The organism is Variovorax sp. P4_D9, from assembly GCF_056401695.1.
In genome coordinates this window covers 1-529 of the sequence record NZ_JBFUIU010001764.1, presented here as the reverse complement: position 1 = coordinate 529, position 529 = coordinate 1, and the positions used below count along the sequence as shown (strand labels likewise).

At 63.9% G+C, this 529-nt stretch carries 1 pseudogene; it reads right to left on the bottom strand.

Annotated elements, in window-relative coordinates:
- A pseudogene (locus AC1DY5_RS58230) lies at positions 1-508 on the bottom strand (hypothetical protein); the annotation flags it as partial.
- Positions 509-529 lie beyond the last annotated feature (21 nt).

Genomic DNA, 529 nt, shown 5'->3' with positions numbered 1-529 from the left:
GCACCGTCGTCTCGGGGTCCTTCTCCGGCAGCGCCAGCACCGCGGCGATCTCCTCGTCCAAGCCGTCGATCACGTTGCGGATGTGGCGGCCTTTGGTGGTCAGCGTGCCTTCGGGAATACGATAGGCCTTGATGCCATAGACCTGACCACTCTTTGCGAACACCATCAGCGAGTCGTGGCTGTGGCTCTTCACGTAGCCGCCCTGGGTCATCGTGATCAGAACGTCCTCGCGCGGGATCAGGTCCTCGCGGGTAATGTCCGAGATGCCCACGCCGATTTCGGTGCGGCGATCCGCGCCATAGCGGCTCGAGATGTCCGTCAGTTCCTCGCGGATCACGCCGCGGATGCGTTCGGGGCTTTCGATGATCTCGGTGAGGCCTGCGATCTTCGCGACCACCTCGGCATGCTCTGCGCGAATTCCCTCCAGCTCCATGCCGGTTAGCTTTTGCAGCCGCAGATCGAGGATGGCCTGGGCCTGCAGCTCGTCGACCGACAGGAGCGCCATCACCGCTTCCAGCCCGCGTAGGAC